We start from the raw sequence: 22,702 nt of genomic DNA, 5'->3' as shown, positions 1-22,702 counted from the left end.
GCCACCCCGCCTAGCCTGGACGGGTGACTGCCAAGCGATCCCATCGCGCCGTTCAGGTACCGTCCGCCGGCGCGTCACTGACTCTGGTCGACGTCGACACCCCCGCACCGGGCCCCGGCCAGGTCCGGATCGCCGTGGCCGCATGCGGTGTCTGCGGTACCGACCAGGCCTTCGTCAACGGTGGCTTCCCCGCGATGTCCTGGCCGGTGACGCTCGGGCACGAGATCGCCGGCACCATCGCCGAACTGGGCTCGGGTGTGACGGACTGGCAGGTCGGCGAGCGGGTCGCGGTCGGTTGGTTCGGCGGAAACTGCAATCACTGCATTCCTTGTCGCAAAGGCGATTTCATTCATTGCGCCAATGGGCAGGTACCCAGCTGGCACTACCCGGGCGGCTACGCCGAATCGGTGACGGTGCCGGCCAACGCCCTGGCCCGGATCCCCGAGGAGTTGTCCCTGGTCGAGGCCGCACCGATGGGCTGTGCCGGGGTGACCACGTACCACGCACTGCGGTCGACGAAGGCCCGGCCCGGCGACCGGGTCGCCGTGCTCGGGCTGGGCGGGCTGGGGCACCTGGGCGTGCAGTTCGCCGCCGCGATGGGCTTCGAGACGATCGCGGTCGCGCGCGGCGCCGCCAAGGAAGCCGATGCCCGCGCGCTCGGCGCCCACCACTACATCGACTCGACCGCCGGGGACGTAGCCCAGGCGATGGCCGCGCTGGGGGGAGTGGCGGTGGTGCTGGCCACCGCGGCCAACTCGCGAGCGATGGCCGACACCGTCGGCGGCTTGGCGCCGCGCGGGGAACTCATCACCATCGGGGTCACCGCCGATCCGCTACCGATCGCGCCCGTTCAACTGATCACCCCGGGGGTCAGCATCACCGGCCACCCGTCGGGCACGGCGCGCGATATCGAGGAGACCATGGCCTTCGCGGTGCTGTCGGGGGTGCGGGCCCGCGTCGAAGAGCGGCCGCTGGCCCAGGCCGCCGAGGCGTATGCCGCCATGGAGCAGGGCCGGGCGCGCTACCGCATGGTGCTGACCATGTGAGCAGCCGACCGGCCGGTCAGGCGCTGCGCAGCGTCGCGTCGTAGTCCCAGCGCGTGGGGGGCGTCATCCCCGGCGGCATCCACCCGATGAACAGGTGCCCCTCGGGGTGGGCGCGAGACGTCGGCTCCACCCCCAGCAGGGCCCGGACCTTGTCGATCGGCTGATCCAGGAGCTCCTCGTAGGGGGCGGCCATCAGGTTGTCGGCCCGTTGCCCGCGGCGTACCGCCTCGCGAAAATAGCGCAGCTTGCGGCTCGGCGAGGCGGGGATCACCGACCCGAGCAGGCCGAGGCTGAGCGCTTTGAGCGCACCGGAGGGCTCCATCTGCCCGCAGTGGAAGCCGAGGTTGCCGAACTCTCCTCCCATGTCCGGCCCGTAACCGCCGAGGGTGTGGAACATGTCGTGCAGGGCGGTGCCGCGCCGCATCATGAAAAAGAAATCCTCGTCCCAGCCGCGGCGCTCGGCGATCGGCCGGATCACCGTGTCCACGTCGAATACCCCGGCATCGAGCCGGTTGGTGCGCAGAAACGAGCGGTAGGCGTGGCCCAGCGATCCCACCGGGAGCGAGGCCAGATAGTCGTCGTCGCCCAGCAGCGCCAACAGATCCGGTTTCTCGGCGAACAGCCGCCGGCCGTTGGGATGGGCCCGCAACTGGTGATAGCTGCGCGCCAGGATCGGCGCCGCGAGGCCCACGATCAGGTCGAAGGCAGAGCTTCCGTTCTTTCCCGGGTTGGCCAGCAGGCGCCAGGAACCGAACACCGCCCGCCAATCCCGCTGCTCGGGTACGCCCGTGTATGTCGCAGCCATGCCGACCAACTCCTCCGTCGGTAACGCGCGGGGAATGCAGTGAGGCTAATAATAGACAAATGAATGAAGATGTCCATATATGCCGAGCGGGCCGGACATGACGGTGCGGCGGCGGGGCCGACCACCCGGCGGCGGTAACCCCCCCGAGCACGCCCGAGAGCTGTTGTTGGACGCCGCGGAGCGCTCCTTCGCTCGCCGCGGCTATCGAGCCTCGACCATGCAGGTGATCGCGCGCGAGGCCGGCTACACCCGGGCGGTGATCTACCGCCACTTCGCCACCCGGGACGAGCTGCTCGACGCCTTGGTGGTGCGGGTCGCCGCCCGCAAGATCGCCGAGATCACCACCCGGCTGCAACCGGCGACCGACCCGGGCGTCCTGGTGACGGAGTCGCTGGTGCTGGTGGCTACCGAAGTCGCCCACGATCCCTTGCTGCGGGTGATCTCCGAGCACAGCGACGAGGGCAACGTCGCGGCACTGATCGCCCGGTCGGTGACCCTCAGCGAGTTGTTGGCGGGCCTCTACGAGATCGGGTTCGAGCAGGCCGGCGAGCAGTTGCGGCCCGGGCTTCGCCCCGGTGATGCCGCCCGCTTCGTACTGTCGGTTGCGCTCGGGCTGCTGCTGGGACTCATTCCCGGCGCCCACGACGCCGACCGGGTCCGCCGCTACGTGCAGGTGTTCGTGTTGCCGGCGTTGATGGCCGACCCGCCGCCGGCAGGTCCGGTCTTCGCGTTGCAGGAATAGTCCCGCGGGTGCGACGCCGAAAATCGGGTCGCGGGCGCCCACTACACTGGGCGAGTATCACGAGCGAGGAGAAGCATTCAGTGGACAGCGCGGCCCAGAACGGCTCGCGCGCCGACGACGACGCAGCGCAAAGCGATGCGGAGCAGCGGCGCCTTAATACAGCCGGCGGACAGACCGGAACAGCGCGGGTCAAGCGCGGCATGGCCGAGATGCTCAAGGGCGGCGTCATCATGGACGTCGTCACGCCCGAGCAGGCCCGCATCGCGGAGGGCGCCGGCGCCGTCGCGGTGATGGCGCTGGAGCGGGTGCCCGCCGACATCCGCGCCCAGGGCGGGGTGTCGCGGATGAGCGACCCGGACATGATCGAGAGCATCATCTCCGCGGTGACCATCCCGGTGATGGCCAAGGCGCGCATCGGCCACTTCGTCGAAGCGCAGATCCTGCAGAGCCTCGGAGTGGACTACATCGACGAGTCGGAGGTCCTCACCCCGGCCGACTATCAGCACCACATCGACAAGTGGCAGTTCACCGTTCCGTTCGTGTGCGGCGCGACCAACCTGGGTGAGGCGCTGCGCCGGATCACCGAGGGAGCGGCCATGATCCGCTCCAAAGGTGAGGCCGGAACCGGGGACGTCTCCAACGCCACCACCCACATGCGTGCCATCGGCGGCGAGATCCGCCGGCTCACGTCACTGTCTGAAGACGAATTATTCGTCGCGGCAAAAGAATTGCAGGCGCCTTACGACCTGGTCGCCGAAGTCGCCAAGGCCGGCAAGCTGCCGGTGACGCTGTTCACCGCCGGGGGCATCGCGACGCCGGCCGACGCGGCGATGATGATGCAGCTCGGCGCCGAGGGTGTGTTCGTGGGTTCGGGCATCTTCAAGTCCGGTGATCCGGCGGCGCGCGCGGCCGCCATCGTCAAAGCCACCACCTTCTATGACGACCCTGATGTGCTGGCCCGGGTGTCGCGCGGGTTGGGCGAGGCGATGGTCGGCATCAACGTCGAGGACATCGCACAACCGCACCGGCTCGCCGAACGCGGCTGGTAGACATTCTCCGTGGCGATCGAAGAGATCCTCGATCTCGAGCAACTCGAGGTCAACATCTATCGCGGTAGCGTGTTCAGTCCGCTCTCCGCCAACCATCAGCGCACCTTCGGCGGGCACGTCGCCGGTCAGGCCCTGGTGTCGGCGGTACGCACCGTGGACCCGCGATTCCGGGTCCATTCACTGCACGGCTACTTCCTGCGACCCGGAGATGCCAGGGCGCCCACGGTATTTCTCGTCGAGCGGGTGCGTGACGGCGGTTCGTTCTGCACCCGTCGGGTCAACGCGGTGCAACACGGCGAGACGATCTTCAACATGTCGGCGTCGTTCCAGAGCGAGCAACGCGGCATCGCACACCAGGATGTGATGCCCGACGCACCCGACCCGACGGACCTGCCCGACATCGCCGCCATGAAGGCCTTCGACGACGAGGGCTTCAAGGCGTTCGCCGAGTGGGAACTGCGCCGGGTGCCGGCCGAACTGTTGCCGCACATCCCGGGCAAGGTCGCCGAGCAGCAGGTCTGGTTCCGTCACCGCGAACCCCTGCCCGACGATCCGGTGTTGCACATCTGTGCGCTGGCCTACATGAGCGACCTGACCCTGCTCGGCGCCTCCTGGTCGATCCACCCCGACGAGCGCGATCTACTGCAGGTGGCGTCGCTGGACCATGCGATGTGGTTCATGCGGCCCTTCCGGGCCGACGAATGGCTGCTCTATGACCAGTCGTCGCCGTCGGCGAATGCCGGCCGGTCGCTCACCCAGGGCAAGATCTACAACCGATCCGGAGACATGGTGGCGGCCGTCATGCAGGAAGGGCTGACCCGGTACCCGTCCGGGCACCACCCGGCCGGCCGGTGAGCAATCCGCGCATCGGCGTCCTCGCCCTGCAGGGCGACGTCCGCGAACACCTCGCCGCGCTGAATGCCGTTGGCGCCGACTCGGTGCCGGTGCGCCGCCACGCGGAGCTCGACGCCGTCGACGCCCTGCTGATTCCCGGTGGCGAGTCGACCACCATGAGTCATCTGCTGCGCGAGCTGGAGTTGATCGAGCCGCTGCGGGCCCGACTGGCCGGCGGGATGCCGGCCTACGGATCCTGCGCGGGCATGATCCTGCTGGCCAGCGAGATCATCGACGCAGGAGCGCAGGGGCGCGCCGCCGTCCCGTTGTCGGGGATAGACATGACCGTGCGGCGCAACGCCTTTGGCCGCCAGGTCGACTCCTTCGAGGGCGACGTGGACTTCGCCGGCCTCGACGGTCCGGTGCACGCGGTCTTCATCCGGGCGCCCTGGGTGGAGCGGATCGGGCCGGGGGTCGAGGTGTTGGCCCAAGCCGCCGGACACCCGGTTGCGGTACGGCAGGAAGCGGTGCTGGCCACCTCGTTTCATCCGGAGGTGACCGGCGATCGCCGGATCCATCGACTGTTCGTGGACATCGTCACCGAGAAAGCCTGACCGCCGCTGACCAAAAAATACCGTCGCAGGCACCGGCCAGGCATGATGTTGGCATGGCAGATCTTGCGCGGGGCGGTTTTCGGCGCGCGGTAAAGCTGGCCAGCCTCCCGGCCGGGGTCGCGGGCCGCGCAGCGCTGGGCGTGGGCAAGCGGATGACCGGCAAGACCAAGGACGAGGTCAACGCCGAGCTTTTGGAGAAGGCCGCCGACGAGATGTTCAAGGTGCTCGGCGAGCTCAAGGGCGGCGCGATGAAGGTCGGCCAGGCGCTGTCGGTGATGGAGGCCGCGATCCCACCGCAGTTCGCCGAGCCCTTCCGCGAGGCGCTGGTCAAGCTGCAAAGCGAGGCCCCGCCGCTTCCGGCGGCCAAGGTGCACCGGGTGCTCGACGCCCAGCTCGGCACCCGATGGCGGGAGCGCTTCGCGTCCTTCGACGACACCCCCGCGGCATCGGCGAGCATCGGGCAGGTGCATCGGGCGGTCTGGAAGGACGGCCGCGACGTCGCCGTGAAAATCCAATATCCCGGTGCCGACGAGGCGCTGCGCGCCGACCTCAAGCTGATTCAGCGGTTCAATTGGGTCGCCAAGCAAGTCGTACCCGGCGCGGACGTGGACCGGCTGGTCTCGGAGATCAACGACACTCTGGAAGCCGAACTGGAATACCGTCGCGAGGCCGACAATCAGCGCGCCTTTGCCAAGGCTTTCGCCGGTGACCCGAAGTTCTTCGTGCCCGCGGTGGTCGCCAGCGCACCGAAAGTCATTGTCTCGGAGTGGGTTGAAGGCCGGCGCCTGTCTGCGGTCATCAGCAGTGGCACCAAACAGGAGCGGGACTCGGCGTGCGCGCTGCTGCTGGAGTTCACCTTGAGCTCCCCGGTGCGGGTCGGGCTGGTGCATGCCGACCCGCACCCGGGCAACTTCATGCTGCTGCCCGACGGGCGGCTGGCCGTCATCGACTTCGGCGCGGTCGCCGAACATCCCGGCGGAATCCCCCCGGAGTTCGCCGAACTGCTGTGCTGGGCGCGTGACGAGCAGTGGGACGAGGTGATCCGGCTGCTCAAGCAGCTCGGCTTCATGCCGGCCGACTATGACCTCAGCGGCGAGCAGCTGGTGGAGTACATCCAGCCGCTGTGGCCCTACATCGACCCGCTGCGGTCGGGGGAGTTCCACTTCACCCGCAAGTGGTTCCAGAAATCGGCGCTGGTCACCACCGATCCGCTGGCGGAAGGCTTCGGCGACCGATTCAAGATGGCCCGCCAGTTGACCATTCCGGCCGGCTACGTCATGTTGCTGCGCACGCTGGGCGGTTTGCTGGGTGTCGCGGTGCAGCTGGACGCCCACGTCGACTACGCCGCACTGATCGAACGATGGGTGCCCGGATTCTTCCCGCCGAACCAGCCCCCGGCGCGCGAGCAGGGCTGACACGTAGACTCGTCGGGCGAAGTTTTTGATTTGACAGTGAGGTAGGCAACTGATGAGCGGCCATTCCAAGTGGGCCACCACCAAACACAAGAAGGCCGTTATCGATGCTCGTCGGGGCAAGAATTTTGCTCGGCTGATCAAGAATATCGAGGTTGCGGCACGGGTTGGTGGTGGTGATCCGTCGGGTAATCCGACGTTGTATGACGCCATCCAGAAGGCGAAGAAGAATTCGGTGCCCAACGACAACATCGAGCGGGCCCGCAAGCGTGGTGCCGGCGAGGAGGCCGGTGGGGCGGACTACCAGACGATCACCTATGAGGGCTATGGACCCAACGGGGTCGCGGTGCTCATCGAGTGTCTGACCGATAACCGCAATCGTGCCGCCAGTGAGGTGCGGGTGGCGATGACGCGTAACGGGGGCACGATGGCTGACCCGGGATCGGTCGCCTACCTGTTTTCCCGCAAGGGGACGGTGACGCTGGAGAAGAACGGGTTGACCGAGGACGACGTGTTGGTGGCGGTGCTGGATGCCGGTGCTGAGGACGTCAACGACCTGGGGGAGAGCTTCGAGGTGATCTCCGAGCCGGGTGACCTGGTGGCGGTGCGTACCGCGCTGGTCGACGCCGGGATCGACTATGAGTCGGCCGAGGCGAGTTTTCAGCCGTCGGTCAGTGTCGCGGTGGACGTCGAGGGCGCTCGTAAGGTGTTCAAGCTGGTCGAGGCGCTCGAGGACAGCGACGACGTCCAGAACGTGTGGACCAACGTCGAGCTGTCCGACGAGGTGCTGGCCGAACTGGCCGAGGACTGAGCAGGCCCGGGCGTCAGTCGGCTCGCGCAGCCGTCGGCATCAGGTCCGGTTGCGTGATCTCGAACGGTCCGGCTTCCACGGTGACCGCCCGCAGGGCGCCGTTCCAGCCGAACGGTGGCAGATAGTCGTCGCAGACCGGTAGACCGCGGTCGTAGCCGAGTGTCAGTTGGGAGCCGCCGTGCTGCCAGACGAACGGAAGCGGACACCCGGCCGAGCCGCTGGCGACCACGGCGTCGTCGACGACAAGGTCGGCGCGCACTCCGCCGGACACCGGCTTCAGCACACAGCCGAGGCGGTGCGCTCCCGGGGGTAGCTGCTGGTCGGACTGCAGGGTGAGCGTTTCACGGGGCAGTGCGACCGCGAGCTTGAGTTGTCCCCCGATCGCATAGGCGACCAGGCCGCCGTTGCGGTCACCGATGGCGAACAACACCCCGCCGGCACCCGTGTCGGCGACCTCGGCATCAGCCATGATTCGGCCGCCCCCCACCAGCAACGGCAAAGCCTCATCGGACACCGGGCCGCCGCCGGGAGAAAGGGTGACCCGCCGAGGGTATTGCAACTCGGTCGCGGCAGACAGCCGATCGATCAGCGATTCGCAAAGCGGGAGAACATTATTGGCTTCGGCCTCGGCCGACCATTGCTGTTTGAGACGCTCGAGCACCTCGGGATGCTCCGACGCGACGTCGCGGGACTCGGAGAAGTCCTCGTCGAGGCGGAACAGCGACCAGCGGTCTTCGTCGAGATCACGGTTGCCCGGCAGCAGGAGTTGCGCATCCTTCACGCCGTCGTGATCGGTGGTCGCTTTCCAACCGTCGGCGAAGATCGACCGCGACCCCAGCATCTCGAAATACTGGACGGACCGCGGGTCGGGAGCGGCAGGATCGGCGAACGTCGCCAGCAGGCTCGCGCCGTGCAACCGAGATTGGGTGACACCGTCGACGACCTCGGGAGCATCCACCGTGCAGGCATCGAGCACCGTGGGCACCAGGTCGATCGCATGCGCGAATTGTGCTCGGGTACCGCCGTAGTCGCGGATATGTTTCGGCCAATGGGCGATAAGGGGGACACGGCTTCCGCCGACCCAACCGTGACGCTTCCACAGCCGGAACGGCGTGTTGCCGGCCCACGCCCATCCCCAGGGGCCGACACCGCCCTGCGCGCCGGCCGCATTGTCGGAGAGCACCAAGATCAGGGTGTTGTCGAGGACCCCGGTGCGTTCGAGGACGTCGATCAACCGGCCGATCTGGGCGTCGGTGTGGCTCACAAAGCCGGCGTACACCTCGTGCATACGGGCGTAGAGCCGGCGCTCGGCCCGACTGAGATCGTCCCACGCCGGGACCCACGGCGGCCGGGGCGTCACTGTGGTCGTCTCGGGAACGATTCCCAAAGCCACCTGGCGGATCAATGATTCGTCGCGCCAGCGGTCCCAGCCGTCATCGAACCTGCCCACGTATTCGTCCGCCCGCGACTGGTCCAGCTGATGTGATGAGCGCAGGGCACCGGGAGCGAAATAGAGAAAGAACGGCTTGCCCGGCGCGCCGGCCTGCTGGCTGAGCACCATGCGGATCGCCTCGTCGGCAAGGTCTTCGGTCAGCCGGTAGCCGTGTTGGGGTTCAGCGGGCGGCTCGACGAACGAGTTGTCCCGAACCAATTCCGGCGCGACCGGGTTGGCGTCACCACGAAGGAAACCGTAGAAGCGTTCGAAACCCAGGCCGAGCGGCCAGCGTCCGAACGGTCCGGCACCGGAGCGTTCACCCCGCGGGGTCAGATGCCATTTGCCCACCGCCATCGTGCTCCAGCCGCAGTCACGCAGCAGCCGCGGGAGGGCCGCCGCTGAGCGTGGGATGCGTGCGGTGTAGCCCGGATGCGAAGCAGGCAGATCGGCGAGGAAACCCATGCCGACGGAATGGTGGTTGCGGCCGGTGAGTAACGCCGCCCGGGTGGGCGAGCACATACCTGTCACATGGAAGCTGTTGTAGCGCAAACCCCCTGCTGCAAGTCGGTCGACTGTGGGAGTGCAGATGTCCGAACCGAAGCAGGCGAATTGGGCGAAGCCGAGATCATCGAGCACCACCACCACGACGTTCGGGGCGTCTTTCCGGGGGTGCTGGCTCATCGGTACCTCGCCTTCTTCGTGTCGAAACTGATGCCTGCCGCTCCACGGTGTCGGGCCGCAGACGCTGGATGGATAAAGGCGTCGGTGCGGCGGTGGTCATCGATAGCCTGCGCTCCTCGGCGGCGTCACGGCGGTCGAGGGCCGGCGTGAGTCAGGTGTGACCAGGCGTCGTTCCCGGAGTGGGGTCACGCCGCTGCGGGGGTGGACCGAAACGGCGCGCACCCTGCGCGACGCCGGTCGGCGCCGGACCGTCCGACGGACCGCCGCGGGACGTCCGCGGCCGCGGATCGCGGCCTCCGGTAGTACCTGACACCGGCTATGAACATGTATTCCGCTGCGGCAGAGGGCATGTCGAATAGGCGGCACGGGCGAAGCAGCCAGGCGCGCCGGCGGTGCCGCCCTCGCCGGCCGGTCGCCAGGATCGCTCAGGCAGGTCGTGGTGATCGGCTGAAGGCGACTTGCCGTCACCGCGTCGGATGCTGCGGCGACACCGGGTGGCCGCGCTGCGTCGTGCTGTCGGGGCCGCCGCCGAGCTGAAATCATCCTGAGCGAATCGGTGCTGGGGCAGGACCGGGGGGCCGGCGTTCGGGCAGGCTTGGGCGCGCCGAGGGATCTGCCGGCACGGCCCCGCGTGTCCTACCCGGGCGCGTCGGTCCCAACGGCTACTGTTCGAACAGGTGTTCACTACGGTAGGGAGCGTGCGGTGCGCGTGATGGGTGTCGACCCCGGGCTGACCCGCTGTGGGCTGTCGGTGGTCGAGGGTGGCAGCGGACGCCAGGTCACCGCCTTGGATGTCGACGTGGTGCGCACCCCGGCCGATCAGCCGCTACCGCAGCGGTTGTTGACGATCAGTGACACCGCCGAGCACTGGCTGGACACCCATCGCCCAGACGTCATCGCCGTCGAGCGGGTGTTCTCCCAGCACAACGTCTCCACCGTGATGGGCACCGCCCAGGCGGGCGGGGTGATCGCCCTGCAGGCCGCCAAGCGCGGCATCGCGGTGCACTTCCACACCCCCAGCGAGGTCAAAGCCGCAGTCACCGGCAACGGGTCGGCCGACAAGGCGCAGGTGACGGCGATGGTCACCAGAATCCTCGGGTTGCAGCAGAAGCCCACGCCCGCCGACGCGGCGGACGCTCTGGCGCTGGCGATCTGCCACTGCTGGCGCGCCCCGATGATCGCGCGGATGGCTGCCGCCGAGGCGCTGGCCGCCGAACAGCGGCGCCGCTACACCGCCAAACTCAAGGCGGCGCGGGCATGATCGCCTCGGTGCGCGGTGAGGTCATCGACATCGCCCTCGACCATGTGGTGATCGAGGCGGCCGGAGTCGGCTACAAGGTGATGGCCACCCCGGCGACACTGTCGACGGTGCGCCGCGGCACCGAAACCCGGTTGATCACCGCGATGATCGTGCGTGAGGATTCGATGACGCTGTATGGCTTTCCCGACGCCGACGCGCGTGATCTGTTCCTCACATTGATCGGGGTGTCGGGGATCGGACCCAAGATCGCCCAGGCCGCCCTGGCGGTCTATGACGCGACCGCACTGCGGCGGGTGCTGGCCGACTCCGACGTCACCGCGCTGACCCGGGTGCCGGGCATCGGCAAGCGTGGTGCCGAACGCCTGGTGCTGGAGCTGCGCGACAAGATCGGGCCGGTCGCCGCATCCGATGGGGCCGTCTTCAACGGGCACGCGGTACGCGCACCGGTCGTCGAAGCCCTTGTCGGGCTTGGCTTCGCCGCCAAGCAGGCGGAGGAGGCCACCGACAAGGTGCTGGCCGAGGATCCTGAAGTCAGCACGTCCGATGCCCTGCGGACCGCGCTGAGCCGGCTGGGGAAGACCAAGTGAACGAGCCCGACGAGCCTGAAGTCCGCGAGGTGTCGCCGGCGTTGACGGTCGGCGAAGGCGATATCGAGGCCGGCCTGCGCCCACGCAGCCTGGCAGAGTTCATCGGCCAGCCCCGGGTGCGCGAGCAGTTACAGCTGGTGATCGAAGGCGCCAAGAACCGTGGCGGCACACCGGATCACATCCTGCTGTCCGGTCCGCCCGGCCTGGGCAAGACGTCGCTGGCGATGATCATCGCCAGCGAACTCGGCAGCTCCCTGCGGGTGACGTCAGGGCCCGCGCTGGAGCGGGCCGGAGACCTTGCGGCGATGCTGTCGAATCTGGTCGAGCACGATGTGCTGTTCATCGACGAGATCCACCGCATCGCCCGGCCCGCCGAGGAGATGCTGTACCTGGCGATGGAGGACTTCCGGGTCGACGTCGTGGTCGGGAAAGGCCCGGGGGCGACCTCCATCCCGCTGGAAGTCGCGCCGTTCACTCTGGTCGGCGCCACCACCCGCTCCGGGGCGCTGACCGGTCCGCTGCGGGACCGGTTCGGGTTCACCGCGCACATGGATTTCTACGAGCCGGCCGAATTGCAGCTGGTGCTGGCGCGCTCGGCGACGATCCTCGGCATCGAACTGGGCGCCGAGGCCGCGGCCGAGGTCGCGCGCCGATCCCGTGGCACCCCGCGGATCGCCAACCGACTGTTGCGCCGGGTCCGCGATTACGCCGAGGTGCGCGCCGACGGGGTGATCACCCGCGACGTCGCGAAGGCCGCGCTGGCCGTCTACGACGTGGACGAGTTGGGGCTGGACCGTCTCGACCGGGCGGTGCTCTCGGCGTTGACCCGAAGTTTCGGTGGCGGGCCGGTCGGGGTGTCCACACTGGCGGTGGCGGTGGGGGAGGAAGCGGCCACCGTCGAGGAGGTCTGCGAGCCGTTTCTGGTGCGCGCCGGGATGGTCGCCCGCACCCCGCGGGGCCGCGTCGCCACATCGGCGGCCTGGACGCATCTGGGTATGGTGCCGCCGGCCGCAGCGGGGGGACTGGGGCAACCCGAGCTGTTCGACTGACCGCTACAGCTTCGCCAGTTCACCGGCCAGCACGTCCAAGCCCTCGGCGAGAAGTTCGTCGCTGATGGTCAACGGCGGCAGCAGCCGCAACACGTTGCCGAATGTGCCGCAGGTCAACACGATCACACCCGCCCGATGACACGCCGCGGCAAGCGCTTTGGTCAGTGCCGGGTCGGGTTCAGCGTCCTCGGGCCGGACCAATTCGACGGCGATCATGGCGCCGCGGCCGCGGACGTCGCCGATGCGGTCGTCGTCGGCCTGCAGCCGGCCCAGCCGCTCGAAGGCCACTCGCTCGATGTGCCGGGCCCGCCCGATCAGATCGTCGGCCTCGACGGTGGCGAACGCCCCCAGCGCCGCCGCGCACGCCACCGGGTTGCCGCCGAACGTCCCGCCCAGGCCACTGACCTGAGGGGCGTCCATGATGTCGGCGCGTCCGGTGACCGCCGACAGCGGCAACCCGCCGCCGATGCCCTTGGCGGTGCAGATCAGGTCCGGGGCGATGGGTTCGTGCTCGCAGGCGAACATCGCCCCGGTGCGCGCGAAGCCGGTCTGCACCTCATCGGCGATGAACACCACGTCGTTGTCGCGGCACCACGCCAGCAGCGCGGGCAGGAAACCCGGCGCCGGAACGATGAACCCGCCCTCGCCCTGGATCGGCTCGATGACCAGCGCGGCCAGGTTGTGGGCGCCGACCTGGTTCTCGAGGACACCGATGGTGCGCTCGGCGGCCCGCTCGCCGTCGCTGCCCAATTCCTTGTCGATCAGCCCGTCCCGGTAGGGATAGGACGCCGGAGCGCGGTAGATATCGGGCGCGAACGGCCCGAATCCGCTCTTGTAGGGCATCGATTTGGCCGTGAGAGCCAAGGTCAGGTTGGTGCGGCCGTGGTAGCCGTGGTCGAACGCCACCACCGCGGACTTACGCGTGTAGGACCGGGCGATCTTGACGGCGTTCTCCAGGGCTTCGGCGCCGGAGTTGAGCAGCACCGAGCGTTTCTCGAAACTGCCCGGGGTGAGCTGGTTGAGCGCTTCGGCGACGGCCACATACCCCTCGTAGGGCGTCACCATGAAGCAGGTGTGGGTGAACGCGCCGACCTGCTCGCGCACCCCCTCGACCACGCGCGGTGCGGCATTGCCGACGGTCGTCACCGCGATCCCCGAACCCAGATCGATCAGCCGGTTGCCGTCGACATCCTCGACGATGCCCCCCGTGGCGCGGGCGGCGTAGACCGGCATGGTGCTGGCCACCCCGCGCGCCACGGCCGCCGCGCGGCGCCCGGCCAGCCGCACCGAGCCGGGCCCGGGAATCTCGGTGGCCAGGTGACGGCTCTGCGGCAGCGGCGGCACAGACATGGGCGGTCTCCTTAGCGGTCCGGGGCGGTCCTTGCCGCGGGTCAGACCTGGCCGAGCGGTCGGCAGGCGTTGCCGAAGGGGTTCCACCACTCGCCGGGCGGGCAGTCCAACGGGGTCGGCCCCTGGCCCAGCGGCATGCAGGTGTTGGTGCTCGGCTCCCAGTACTCGCCGCCCGGGCAGTCCAGCGGCGTCGGCCCCTGGCCCAGTGGCATGCAGGTGTTGGTGCTCGGCTCCCAGTACTGGCCGTCCGGGCAATTCAGCGGCGCCGCCGAACCGATGGCCGGCGCTGCGAAAGCCCCAACCGCCAGCGGAGCTGCCGCGAATGCAACGGCCGTAGCCAGACCATATGCGATGTTTCTCACCGGCCGACCTTTCTCGCTCATCCTGACCCACGATTTCCCACAGCCTAGGCGGCGAACAGCGGTACCGACTCGGAGTCGCGACACACAGTGGCACACTGTTGTCATCGCAGCGGCCCGTCATACCTGGCCCGGTGCCGAAGACTAATAAGAACGAATTGAAAGATCGGTCGTCGTCATGAACAACATGGTTGCCTTCCTGCCCCTGCTCATCGTCATGGGCGCATTCATGTTCTTCGCCTCGCGACGGCAGAAGCGCGCGATGCAAGCCACCATCGATCTGCACGAGTCACTGCAGGTGGGCGACCGTGTTCACACCACCTCCGGATTGGAGGCCACCATCACCGGTATCACCGATGACACCGTCGATCTGGAGATCGCCCCCGGCGTGGTGACCACCTGGATGAAGCTGGCGATCCGCGACAAGATCGAACCCGAGGAGTTTGCCGCCGAAGCAGCGGTCGAGCAGGCCACCGAAGACGTCTAGCCACCGGCGCCCACGACGCGCGGAACGCCTGCCCCAGCACCGAGCCTGCCAGCCGGGCACGTACCCTTTGCGGGTGCGGTCGAACTGATCGTCGCGAGCCGACCCAGCGCGGACCAGCCCCGACGATCGCGAGAGCGCATCGTGCAATGAGCGAAGGAGACTGAAACACGTGGCATCGCCTTCGGCGCCGGTGCACCCTGCCCGCAACCTGGCGGTGTTCCTGGCAATGCTCATCGGCGTCTACCTGCTGGTGTTCCTGACCGGAAACAAGCTGGCCGAACCCAAGCTCGGCATCGACCTGCAGGGCGGCACCCGCGTGACGCTCACCGCCCGCACTCCGGACGGCTCCGCCCCGACCCGCGACGCGCTCAACCAGGCGCAACAGATCATCAGCGCGCGTGTCAACGGCCTGGGGGTGTCCGGGTCCGAGGTCATCATCGACGGCAACAACCTGGTCATCACCGTGCCCGGCAGCGACGGCAACGAGGCGCGCACCCTGGGGCAGACCGCCCGGCTCTACATCCGGCCCGTGGTCAGCGGGGTGTCGGTGGAGGAAGCAAAGCAGGCGGGCGGCGGCCAGATGCCCGGGCTTCCCGGCGGGCCCGGACGGCCCGGCCTGCCCCCGGGGATTCCCGGTGTTCCGGGCGGAGTGCCCGGCGTCCCAGGCGGAATTCCCGGCATGCCCGGTGCAGTGCCCGGTACGGGTGCAATCCCCGGCCTGCCCGGATCACCGGCCAACGGCGGTCAGGCCGGTGATCAGGGCCTGCCGGGTGGGGGCGGCGCCGGCGGGGAAGGCCTGTTCGGCGGGAACGACTCGTTTCCTCAGCAGCCGCTGACCCCCCCGGCACAGCCGCGGCCCTACCCGCAGGAGCCGGCCCCGTCGCCGGGCACACCCACGGAGAGCCCCGCGCCGGGTAACACCACCGAGGCCCCGGGCAGCCCCGGGTCACCGGGCACGGGCGAGGCGCCGGGCCCCGGAGCGCAACTGCCCGGTCTGCCGGGTGTGCCCCCTCTTCCGGGTCAGCCGGGCCAGCCGCAGGGCCTGGCGGCCCGCATCGCCGCGGAGAAGCGGCTGCGGCAGAGCGACAACAAAGTGGTGCAGGCCCTGGCCCTGCAGATCCAGGCCAACCGGTGCGACAAGGAAGACATCCTGGCCGGCAACGACGACCCGGACCTTCCCCTGGTGACCTGCTCGCAGGACCATCAGACCGCCTACCTGTTGGCGCCGTCGATCATCAGCGGTGACCAGATCGCCGACGCCAGCTCAGGCATGGACCAGCGCAGCGGCGCCAACATCGTCCAGGTGCAGTTCAAGAGCGCCGCGGCCGACATCTGGGCCGATTACACGGCGGCGCACATCGGCACCCAGACCGCCTTCACCCTGGACTCCCAGGTGGTCAGTGCGCCGCAGATTCAAGAGGCGATCCCCGGCGGACGCACCCAGATCACCGGCGGCTCACCGGGATTCACCCAGGACGAGGCGCGTCAGCTGGCCAACGTATTGAAGTACGGGTCGCTGCCGCTGTCGTTCGAGGCTTCGGAGGCCGAAACCGTTTCGGCCACACTGGGAATGACCTCGCTGCGGGCGGGTCTGATCGCCGGCGCGATCGGCCTGGCGCTGGTACTGGTCTACTCGCTGCTCTACTACCGGGTGCTCGGGGTGCTCACCGCGCTGTCGCTGGTGCTTGCCGGCGCCGTGGTGTACGCGATCCTGGTGCTGTTGGGCAGATACATCAACTACACGCTCGACCTGGCCGGCATCGCGGGTCTGATCATCGGTATCGGCACCACCGCCGACTCGTTCGTGGTGTTCTTCGAGCGCATCAAAGATGAGATCCGAGAAGGCCGGTCGTTCCGCTCGGCGGTGCCGCGCGGTTGGACGCGGGCCCGCAAGACGATCGTGTCCGGCAATGCGGTGACCTTCCTGGCCGCGGCGGTGCTGTACTTCCTGGCGGTCGGCCAGGTGAAGGGCTTCGCGTTCACCCTGGGGCTGACCACGATCCTGGACCTGGTCGTGGTGTTCCTGGTGACCTGGCCGCTGGTGTACCTGGCGTCCAAGTCGCCGACTCTGGCCAAGCCGACCTACAACGGCCTCGGTGCGGTTCAGCAGGTGGCACGCGAGCGGCGGGCGGTAGCCAGGGCGGGCGGCAGACCGGGCGGCAGACCCGGAGCCAAAGCGGGCGCGCGGGTGACCGCCCAGTCGACGGGACAGGGATAGCCAGATGGCCAAACCGAGCACCAAGGGCGGCACGAAGCGCGCCACGAAGAACACCGAGGCGGTCGAACTGACCGACACCGGCACCGCCGTCGAGGAGACGGCCCGCAAGACCACCGGCACGCCGCGGCCGCCGAAGCACAGCTTCTTGTCGCGGCTCTACACCGGCACCGGTGCGTTCGAGGTCATCGGCAAGCGCCGGCTGTGGTACGCGGTCAGCGGCGCAATGGTCGCGATCGCGATCCTGAGCATCCTGATCCGCGGCTTCACCTTCGGTATCGACTTCGCCGGCGGCACGAAGGTCTCCTTCCCGCGAGGCGAGACCTCGGTCACCCAGGTCGAAGAGGTCTTCCGCAGCAGCGTCGGCAGCAGCCCCGAATCGGTGGTGGTGGTCGGCAACGGCTCGTCGGCGACCGTGCAGATCCGCGCCGAGACGCTCACCAACGAGCAGACCGAGAAGCTGCGCGACGCCCTGTTCGACGCGTTCCAGCCGGTCGGCCCCGACGGGCAGCCCAGCAAGCAGGCGATCAGCGACTCGGCGGTGTCGGAGACCTGGGGCGCGCAGATCACCCAGAAGGCGGTGATCGCGCTGGTGGTGTTCCTGCTGCTGGCGTCGCTCTACATCACCGTCCGCTACGAGTGGTACATGACGCTGGCGGCGATGATCTCCATGGTTTTCGACGTCCTTGTCACCGCCGGGGTCTATTCGCTGGTCGGCTTCGAAGTCACCCCGGCCACCGTGATCGGATTGCTGACGATTCTCGGGTTCTCCATCTATGACACCGTCATCGTGTTCGACAAGGTCGAGGAGAACACCCACGGCTTCGAACACAAGACCCGGCGCACCTACGCCGAAGAGGCCAACCTGGCGGTCAACCAGACCTTCATGCGGTCGATCAACACCAGCCTGATCTCGGCGCTGCCGATCATGTCGCTGATGGTGGTCGCGGTGTGGCTGCTGGGGGTGGGAACGCTGCAGGACCTCGCGCTGGTGCAGTTGGTCGGGGTCGTCGTCGGCACCTACTCGTCGATCTACCTGGCCACGCCGCTGCTGGTCACCCTGCGGGAGCGCACCGAGTTGGTGCAGAACCACAACCGAAAGGTGATGCGGCGACGCAAGACCGCGACCGGTGCCAAGTCCGTGCCGGCCGCCGCCGAGGACGACACCGCCGAGGACGACATCGCCGATAACGACGAGGACGAGGCGACCGTGGCCGCGGGGACCCCGGCCCCCTCGTCGTCCGCCCCGGCACCGGGCGCCAAGCCGGTGCGACCCACCAGCCGGCGCACCCAGCGGCCGACCGGCAAGCCGGGCGCCGGACGGTAACGCCGTGGCGGCCCGTTATCGGTCCGCGGCGGCCCTGCTGGTGGCGGTCGCCACCGCGGTGAGCGCCTGGTCGGTGTCGGCATGCACCAGCGCGACCGTCGACCAGATCGACTACGCCGTGGACGGCGGCCTGCCCACCTACAACACCACCTCGGTGGCAGGCGCGGCCTCGGCGGCGCCGCAGGCGTTCTCGCGCACCCTGACCGGCTTCGGCTACCACGGACCGGACGGGCAGATCGTCACCGACCACGACTTCGGCAGCATCTCGGTCGTCGGCCGCGCTCCGCTGGTGCTGGACTACCAGATCGCCGAGGCGGCGGTCTATTCCGACTCCCACCCGATCACCTGCGACGACCTGGTGCTGGCGTGGGCCGCGCAATCCGGGCGGTTCGAGGGGTTCGACGCCGCCAGCCGGGCGGGCTACCTCGACATCGAGCACATCGACTGCCAGCCCGGCGCCAAGAAGGCCCGGGTGTCGTTCTTCCCCGACCGCAACATCGTCGCCCACGAGGAGCTGTTCACCGCGACCTCGATGATGCCGTCGCACATCCTCAGCGACAAACTCGGCCTGAACGTCACCGAGGCGGTGCTGGGCAAGTTGGGGCCGGTCGAGGATGTCATGCCGAAGATCGCCGCCGCCTGGAACACCACCTGGCGGCTCGACCACGACGCCGACCTGCGGAACTTCCCGTCATCGGGGCCTTACAAGATCGATTCGGTGCTCGACGGGGGCGCCGTGGTGCTGGTCGCCAACGACCTGTGGTGGGGCGCCAAGCCGGTCACCAAGCGGATCACGGTCTGGCCGCAGGGCGCAGACATCGCAGATCGGGTCAACAAACGCGTCGTGGAGGTCGTCGACGTGGCGACCGGCTCCGCCGGATCCCTGATCACCCCGGACGACTACCAGAGCAGCGACAGCCCGTCGGGCGGTATCGAGCAGCTGATCTTCGCCCCGTCCGGGCCGCTCGCGGAGATCCCGGCGCGCCGGGCGGTGGCGCTGTGCACCCCACGCGACGTGATCGCCCGGGATGCGGGCGTGCCGATGGTCAACTCCCGCCTGAACACCGCCATCGACGACGCGTTCGACCAGGCCGAAAACGTGCCCGAGGCCGAGCAGTTCGCCCGCGCCGATCCCGACGCCGCCCGCGACACGCTCGGCGGCAAACCGTTGACGGTGCGGATCGGCTACCGCGGGCCCAACACCCGGCTGGCCGCAGTGGTCGGGGCGATCAGCGAATCGTGCGCGCCGGCCGGGATCACCGTCACCGAGGTGGCCTCCGACGGCATCGGCCCGCAGGCACTGCGGGACGGCCAGATCGACGTTCTACTGGCGAGCACCGGCGGATCCACCGGCAGCGGCTCGACCGGGTCGTCTGCGATGGACGCCTACGAGCTGTTCAGTGGCAACGGCAACAATCTGTCCGGCTACCACAACGACCAGATCGACGGCATCATCTCCGCGCTGGCGGTGACCGCCGACCCGGCGGAGATGGTCCGGCTGCTGGCGGAGAGCGGCCCGGTGCTGTGGGCCGATATGCCGACCCTGCCGCTGTACCGTCAGCAGCGCACCCTGCTGTCGTCGAAGAAGACGTACGGGGTGGCCGCCAACCCCACCCGGTGGGGCGCCGGCTGGAACATGGACCGCTGGGCGCTGCAACAGTGAAACCCGCCGGAGGGCCCGACGATGCTGCCGCCGAGGCCATCGCGTCGTTGACCCGCGAAGTGGCCGATTTCCCCGCCCCCGGAATTGCGTTCAAAGACCTGACCCCGGTCTTCGCCGACGCCGCCGGGCTGGCCGCGGTCACCGACGCGCTGGCCCGCGCCGCCGCCGGGGCCGACGTGGTGGCCGGCGTCGACGCGCGGGGATTTCTGCTGGCCGGGGCGGTCGCCGCCCGGCTCGGGGTGGGGGCGCTGGCCGTTCGCAAGGGCGGCAAACTACCGCCGCCGGTGCTGTCGGAGTCCTATCAGCTCGAATACGCCCAGGCGGTGCTGGAGATCCCCGCCGAGGGAATCGATCTGGCCGGCCGCCGGGTGGTGATCCTCGACGACGTTCTGGCCACCGGCGGCACGCTGGCCGCCGCCCGGCGGTTGTTGCAGCGCGCCGGAGCCGAGGTGGTCGCGGCCGCGGTGGTTTTGGAGCTGGCCGATATGGGCGGACGCGCCGCGGTGGCACCATTGCAGCTCGTGAGCCTTCGGCTGATTTAGCCGATATTCTCGAGGTCGGAGGTGAGCGACGTGGGCTTTGATCAGGGCTCAGCAGAGAACTCCGAGCAGGACCGGCGCGACGCCGAGGGGGGCCAGCCGGTGGCGGTCTTCCAGCCTCCTGCCCAGGACTCGCCCACCGAGCGCACCGACCTGCTCAAGGTGCCCACCAGCGCGTCCCGACGGGTACGGGCGCGCATCGCCCGGCGGATCACCGCCCAACGCGGCGCGCTGAGCCCGGTGCTGGAACCGCTGGTCGCGGTGCACCGGCAGTTCTACCCCAAGGCGAACCTGGCGTTGCTGCAACGCGCCTACGAGGTCGCCGAACAGCGGCACGCCACCCAGTTGCGCCACTCGGGTGACCCCTACATCACCCATCCGCTGGCGGTCGCGACCATCCTGGCGGAGCTGGGCATGGACACCATCACGCTGGTGGCCGCACTGTTGCACGACACCGTCGAGGACACCGGCTACACCCTGGAGGCGCTCGGCGGCGAGTTCGGCGACGAGGTCGCCCACCTGGTCGACGGGGTGACCAAGCTGGACAAGGTGGTGCTGGGCACCGCGGCCGAAGCCGAGACGATTCGCAAGATGGTCATCGCGATGGCGCGTGACCCGCGAGTGCTGGTGATCAAGGTCGCCGACCGGCTGCACAACATGCGCACCATCCGCTTCCTGCCGCCCGAAAAGCAGGCTCGCAAAGCCCGTGAGACGCTGGAAGTCATTGCGCCACTGGCGCATCGGCTGGGGATGGCCACCGTCAAATGGGAGCTCGAGGATCTGTCGTTCGCGATCCTGCACCCGAAGAAATACGAGGAGATCGTGCGGCTGGTGGCCGACCGGGCGCCGTCACGCGACACCTACCTGGCCAAGGTGCGCAACGAGATCATCAACACGCTGGCGAAGTCCAAGATCGCCGCGACCGTCGAAGGCCGGCCGAAGCACTACTGGTCGATCTATCAGAAGATGATCGTGCGGGGCCGCGACTTCGACGACATCTACGACCTGGTGGGGCTGCGGATCCTGTGCGACGAGATCCGGGACTGCTACGCCGCGGTCGGCGTGGTGCACTCGCTGTGGCAGCCGATGGCCGGCCGGTTCAAGGACTACATCGCCCAGCCCCGCTACGGCGTCTACCAGTCGCTGCACACCACGGTGATCGGCCCGGAGGGCAAGCCGCTGGAGATCCAGATCCGCACCCGTGAGATGCACCGCACCGCCGAATACGGCATCGCCGCGCACTGGCGTTACAAGGAAGCCAAGGGCCGCAACGGGGTTCCGCACCCCAACGCCGCCGCCGAGATCGATGACATGGCCTGGATGCGTCAGCTGCTGGACTGGCAGCGGGAGGCCGCCGACCCCGGTGAGTTCCTCGAGTCGCTGCGCTATGACCTGGCCGTCAAGGAGATCTTCGTCTTCACCCCCAAGGGCGATGTGATCACCCTGCCCAACGGTTCGACGCCGGTCGACTTCGCTTACGCCGTGCACACCGAAGTCGGCCACCGTTGCATCGGCGCCCGCGTCAACGGCCGGCTGGTGGCATTGGAGCGCAAGCTCGAAAACGGCGAAGTGGTGGAGGTTTTCACTTCGAAGGCCCAAAACGCCGGGCCGTCACGGGACTGGCAGCAGTTCGTGGTGTCGCCGCGGGCCAAGGCCAAGATCCGGCAGTGGTTCGCCAAGGAACGCCGCGAGGAGGCGCTGGAGTCCGGTAAGGACGGGATCGCCCGCGAGGTGCGCAGGGTCGGCCTGCCGCTGCAGCGGCTGGTCAACGGCGAATCGATGGCCGCGGTCGCTCGCGAACTGCACTACAGCGACGTGTCCGCGCTCTACACCGCCGTCGGCGAGAACCACATCTCGGCGCACCACGTGGTGCAGCGGCTGGTGGCCCAGCTCGGCGGGGTGGATCAGGCCGAGGAGGATCTGGCCGAGCGGTCCACCCCGCTGACCATCTCCCGCCGTGAACGCCACACCGACGACGTCGGCGTCGCGGTGCCCGGCGCGCCCGGCGTGCTGACCAAGCTGGCCAAGTGCTGCACCCCGGTGCCCGGCGACGAGATCATGGGCTTCGTCACCCGCGGCGGCGGCGTGTCGGTGCACCGCACCGACTGCACCAACGCCGATTCGCTGCGCCAGCAGGCGGAGCGGATCATCGACGTCAAGTGGGCGCCGTCGCCGTCGTCGGTGTTTCTGGTGGCTATTCAGGTCGAGGCGCTGGACCGCCACCGCCTGCTGTCGGATGTGACCAAGGTGCTCGCCGACGAGAAGGTCAACATCTTGTCGGCCTCGGTCACCACCTCACGCGACCGGGTGGCGATCAGCCGGTTCACCTTCGAGATGGGCGACCCGAAGCACCTCGGGCACCTGCTCAATGTGGTCCGCAACGTCGAGGGCGTCTACGACGTCTACCGGGTGACGTCCGCGGCCTGAGGCGGCCCG

At 68.8% G+C, this 22,702-nt stretch carries 20 protein-coding genes; 16 read left to right on the top strand and 4 right to left on the bottom strand.

Annotated features, from left to right (window positions below; translation table 11 throughout):
• Nucleotides 1-23 precede the first annotated feature (23 nt).
• Entirely contained in the window at nucleotides 24-1,046 is a 1,023-nt protein-coding gene (locus BST28_RS14870; RefSeq protein WP_083081654.1) for an alcohol dehydrogenase catalytic domain-containing protein, read from the top strand.
• 16 nt (nucleotides 1,047-1,062) lie between these two features.
• Here the strand turns inward: BST28_RS14870 and BST28_RS14865 are convergent, their stop codons facing one another.
• Nucleotides 1,063-1,851, bottom strand: coding sequence for a Coq4 family protein (locus BST28_RS14865; RefSeq protein ID WP_083081652.1), 789 nt, complete (start codon nucleotides 1,849-1,851; stop codon nucleotides 1,063-1,065).
• A 79-nt stretch (nucleotides 1,852-1,930) separates the two neighbouring features.
• Here BST28_RS14865 and BST28_RS14860 point away from each other — a divergent pair, with 79 nt between their 5' ends.
• The 6 genes from BST28_RS14860 to BST28_RS14835 all read left to right on the top strand — a co-directional run bounded on the left by BST28_RS14860 (nucleotide 1,931) and on the right by BST28_RS14835 (nucleotide 7,313).
• The gene (locus tag BST28_RS14860) at nucleotides 1,931-2,593 is read left to right on the top strand and encodes a TetR/AcrR family transcriptional regulator (RefSeq protein ID WP_043336097.1); all 663 of its coding nucleotides are present in this window, start codon (nucleotides 1,931-1,933) and stop codon (nucleotides 2,591-2,593) included.
• A gap of 80 nt (nucleotides 2,594-2,673) precedes the next feature.
• On the top strand, nucleotides 2,674-3,642 hold the full coding sequence (gene pdxS, locus BST28_RS14855; RefSeq protein ID WP_019736432.1) for a pyridoxal 5'-phosphate synthase lyase subunit PdxS: 969 nt from the start codon (nucleotides 2,674-2,676) through the stop codon (nucleotides 3,640-3,642).
• Between the two features lie 9 nt (nucleotides 3,643-3,651).
• Nucleotides 3,652-4,497: an acyl-CoA thioesterase II gene (gene tesB / locus BST28_RS14850; RefSeq protein WP_019736433.1), complete on the top strand. Its 846-nt coding sequence runs from the start codon at nucleotides 3,652-3,654 to the stop codon at nucleotides 4,495-4,497.
• Complete coding sequence (gene pdxT / locus BST28_RS14845; protein WP_083081651.1) at nucleotides 4,494-5,090, top strand: pyridoxal 5'-phosphate synthase glutaminase subunit PdxT; 597 nt, start codon at nucleotides 4,494-4,496, stop codon at nucleotides 5,088-5,090. The genes tesB and pdxT overlap by 4 nt, the downstream gene beginning before the upstream one ends.
• A gap of 53 nt (nucleotides 5,091-5,143) precedes the next feature.
• Nucleotides 5,144-6,505 (top strand): ABC1 kinase family protein, encoded by a 1,362-nt coding sequence (locus BST28_RS14840; RefSeq protein WP_083081650.1) that lies wholly within the window; start codon nucleotides 5,144-5,146, stop codon nucleotides 6,503-6,505.
• Between the two features lie 52 nt (nucleotides 6,506-6,557).
• Nucleotides 6,558-7,313, top strand: a complete 756-nt coding sequence (locus tag BST28_RS14835) for a YebC/PmpR family DNA-binding transcriptional regulator (protein WP_083081649.1) — start codon at nucleotides 6,558-6,560, stop codon at nucleotides 7,311-7,313.
• Between the two features lie 13 nt (nucleotides 7,314-7,326).
• Here BST28_RS14835 and BST28_RS14830 read toward each other — a convergent pair whose 3' ends face one another.
• Nucleotides 7,327-9,429, bottom strand: a complete 2,103-nt coding sequence (locus tag BST28_RS14830) for an arylsulfatase (RefSeq protein ID WP_083081648.1) — start codon at nucleotides 9,427-9,429, stop codon at nucleotides 7,327-7,329.
• Between the two features lie 703 nt (nucleotides 9,430-10,132).
• On the opposite strand from BST28_RS14830, the gene ruvC reads away from it, so the two are divergent.
• Genes ruvC through ruvB form a run of 3 tightly spaced genes read left to right on the top strand, consistent with a single transcriptional unit; the run spans nucleotide 10,133 to nucleotide 12,326 of the window.
• Nucleotides 10,133-10,690 carry a crossover junction endodeoxyribonuclease RuvC gene (gene ruvC / locus BST28_RS14825; protein ID WP_083081647.1) on the top strand — a complete coding sequence of 186 codons (558 nt, stop codon included), beginning with the start codon at nucleotides 10,133-10,135 and terminating at the stop codon, nucleotides 10,688-10,690.
• Complete coding sequence (ruvA, locus tag BST28_RS14820; protein WP_083081646.1) at nucleotides 10,687-11,277, top strand: Holliday junction branch migration protein RuvA; 591 nt, start codon at nucleotides 10,687-10,689, stop codon at nucleotides 11,275-11,277. Before ruvC ends, ruvA begins: the two co-directional genes overlap by 4 nt.
• On the top strand, nucleotides 11,274-12,326 hold the full coding sequence (gene ruvB / locus BST28_RS14815; RefSeq protein WP_083081644.1) for a Holliday junction branch migration DNA helicase RuvB: 1,053 nt from the start codon (nucleotides 11,274-11,276) through the stop codon (nucleotides 12,324-12,326). Before ruvA ends, ruvB begins: the two co-directional genes overlap by 4 nt.
• Nucleotides 12,327-12,329: 3 nt before the next feature.
• Here the strand turns inward: ruvB and gabT are convergent, their stop codons facing one another.
• Both gabT and BST28_RS14805 read right to left on the bottom strand, forming a co-directional pair.
• Nucleotides 12,330-13,670, bottom strand: a complete 1,341-nt coding sequence (gene gabT, locus BST28_RS14810; protein WP_109560713.1) for a 4-aminobutyrate--2-oxoglutarate transaminase — start codon at nucleotides 13,668-13,670, stop codon at nucleotides 12,330-12,332.
• Nucleotides 13,671-13,717: 47 nt separating this feature from the next.
• Entirely contained in the window at nucleotides 13,718-14,038 is a 321-nt protein-coding gene (locus BST28_RS14805; RefSeq protein ID WP_165758091.1) for a hypothetical protein, read from the bottom strand.
• Between the two features lie 175 nt (nucleotides 14,039-14,213).
• On the opposite strand from BST28_RS14805, the gene yajC reads away from it, so the two are divergent.
• From yajC to BST28_RS14775, 6 genes are all read left to right on the top strand, one after another.
• Nucleotides 14,214-14,522 carry a preprotein translocase subunit YajC gene (gene yajC, locus BST28_RS14800; RefSeq protein ID WP_019736245.1) on the top strand — a complete coding sequence of 103 codons (309 nt, stop codon included), beginning with the start codon at nucleotides 14,214-14,216 and terminating at the stop codon, nucleotides 14,520-14,522.
• Nucleotides 14,523-14,691: 169 nt separating this feature from the next.
• Nucleotides 14,692-16,740: a protein translocase subunit SecD gene (gene secD / locus BST28_RS14795; RefSeq protein WP_083081639.1), complete on the top strand. Its 2,049-nt coding sequence runs from the start codon at nucleotides 14,692-14,694 to the stop codon at nucleotides 16,738-16,740.
• 4 nt (nucleotides 16,741-16,744) lie between these two features.
• Entirely contained in the window at nucleotides 16,745-18,064 is a 1,320-nt protein-coding gene (gene secF, locus BST28_RS14790) for a protein translocase subunit SecF (RefSeq protein ID WP_083081637.1), read from the top strand.
• 4 nt (nucleotides 18,065-18,068) lie between these two features.
• Nucleotides 18,069-19,727, top strand: coding sequence for an ABC transporter substrate-binding protein (locus BST28_RS14785; RefSeq protein WP_083081635.1), 1,659 nt, complete (start codon nucleotides 18,069-18,071; stop codon nucleotides 19,725-19,727).
• Nucleotides 19,724-20,269, top strand: a complete 546-nt coding sequence (locus tag BST28_RS14780) for an adenine phosphoribosyltransferase (protein ID WP_083081633.1) — start codon at nucleotides 19,724-19,726, stop codon at nucleotides 20,267-20,269. The genes BST28_RS14785 and BST28_RS14780 overlap by 4 nt, the downstream gene beginning before the upstream one ends.
• A gap of 99 nt (nucleotides 20,270-20,368) precedes the next feature.
• Entirely contained in the window at nucleotides 20,369-22,693 is a 2,325-nt protein-coding gene (locus BST28_RS14775) for a RelA/SpoT family protein (protein ID WP_083081695.1), read from the top strand.
• Nucleotides 22,694-22,702 lie beyond the last annotated feature (9 nt).

Source organism: Mycolicibacter kumamotonensis, from assembly GCF_002086285.1.
Taxonomy (GTDB): Bacteria; Actinomycetota; Actinomycetes; order Mycobacteriales; family Mycobacteriaceae; genus Mycobacterium; species Mycobacterium kumamotonense.
The sequence above is the reverse complement of the archived record's forward strand: the minus strand, read 5'-3'. Positions and strand labels throughout refer to the sequence as shown.

Bases quoted from the DNA above. Each gene is read 5' to 3' on its own strand.
- BST28_RS14865 (WP_083081652.1), bottom strand. From the start codon at position 1,851: ATGGCTGCGACATACACGGGCGTACCCGAGCAGCGGGATTGGCGGGCG.
- BST28_RS14860 (WP_043336097.1), top strand. From the start codon at position 1,931: ATGCCGAGCGGGCCGGACATGACGGTGCGGCGGCGGGGCCGACCACCC.
- BST28_RS14840 (WP_083081650.1), top strand. From the start codon at position 5,144: ATGGCAGATCTTGCGCGGGGCGGTTTTCGGCGCGCGGTAAAGCTGGCC.
- BST28_RS14835 (WP_083081649.1), top strand. From the start codon at position 6,558: ATGAGCGGCCATTCCAAGTGGGCCACCACCAAACACAAGAAGGCCGTT.
- BST28_RS14830 (WP_083081648.1), bottom strand. From the start codon at position 9,429: ATGAGCCAGCACCCCCGGAAAGACGCCCCGAACGTCGTGGTGGTGGTG.
- ruvA (WP_083081646.1), top strand. From the start codon at position 10,687: ATGATCGCCTCGGTGCGCGGTGAGGTCATCGACATCGCCCTCGACCAT.
- yajC (WP_019736245.1), top strand. From the start codon at position 14,214: ATGAACAACATGGTTGCCTTCCTGCCCCTGCTCATCGTCATGGGCGCA.
- secF (WP_083081637.1), top strand. From the start codon at position 16,745: ATGGCCAAACCGAGCACCAAGGGCGGCACGAAGCGCGCCACGAAGAAC.